The sequence below is a fragment of the Vibrio sp. D173a genome, from assembly GCF_030248475.1.
The window spans coordinates 1-1130 of the sequence record NZ_JAHGAH010001044.1 but is presented as its reverse complement, the minus strand read 5'-3'; the positions used below and the strand labels follow the sequence as shown (position 1 = coordinate 1130).

At 45.0% G+C, this 1130-nt stretch carries 2 pseudogenes; both read left to right on the top strand.

Going from position 1 to position 1130, the window contains the following annotated elements:
• Window positions 1–452, top strand: a pseudogene (locus KIV40_RS31160) (hypothetical protein); the annotation flags it as partial.
• Window positions 452–1066, top strand: a pseudogene (locus KIV40_RS31155) (histidine kinase); the annotation flags it as partial. The pseudogenes KIV40_RS31160 and KIV40_RS31155, both read left to right, overlap by 1 nt.
• Window positions 1067–1130 lie beyond the last annotated feature (64 nt).

The window sequence follows — 1130 nt, the reverse complement described above, 5'->3', positions numbered from 1 at the left end:
AGCGCTTTGTCATTTCGGTCATCAAGCATTGCTTACGACAAACACATATTGAGGATCTCTTATTGCGGTCTCGCCGCTGCCAACCATTATTGGTTGGGTCACTACAACCTTTAGCGAGTGCTTATGCCCAGGGGTATCAGCATGCAAACATCGTTGAGCACAATCTGATGTTTCATTGGTCATTGGACTCAAGTGGGCGTCACCTGTTTGCTGATGGCATTTCAACATGGGCGTGGCTGGACGACGTTACGCCGACACTGGATGTGATGGTCGCGCGTCAAGATGGTGGCGTCATCACTACTCAATGGATCAACTATCAAGCATTGGATAACGGTGATGCATCGGTTGAAGTGGAACTTGCTGCACGCTTTTTGGGCGGAAACAAGGAATCTGCTTACGCTAATTTGCCGGATAGTCATATGATTCTATTAAATATTAAAGGACGATTTTAATGAGTGAATCTGGATGTAAACAGTACTCTTGGTTTAAGAGTTGGTTGGTGACTACCCTGTTTTGTGTCGTGATTAGCGTGACAACCCAAAGTATTTGGGGAGGGCCACTATTCACCAACGCTATGATCAGTTTTGGCTTTGGCTATAGCGCGGTATTTTCTTCTTTTGTCCTCATTAAGTTGTTTTCCGAGACGTCCCCGCTTTTAGAGATCGCCATCTCAATGGTTTTTGCTCTGACAGTCGGAACACTCAACGCGCACTACTGGCTAAATGGCTTTTTTGGTGAGGGGATATCCGAGCTTAAGTCGGTGATCTTTCTCGGTGTCATTTTCTGTTCGGTCAGTTACTACTATTTCTACACCAGAGAGCAAAAGCTGCGTGCAGACAATGAATTAGAAGTGGCTAAACGTCGCCAAGCAGATCAAGAGAAAGTGGTGGTGCTCAGTCAGTTAAAGCAGTTGCAGAGCCAAATTGAACCGCATTTCTTGTTCAACACGTTGGCAACGGTCAGTGCTTTGATTGAAACTGACAGTGATAAGGCAAAGCTGATGTTGGATCAGCTTACTGAGCTTTTGCGAGTAACACTGCGTAATAGTCGAAGTGAGCAATCAACCAAATGGTTTCAGAACCAGTTTGAACACGGTTAGTCCATTCCCATGAATATAAATATTTACAGCT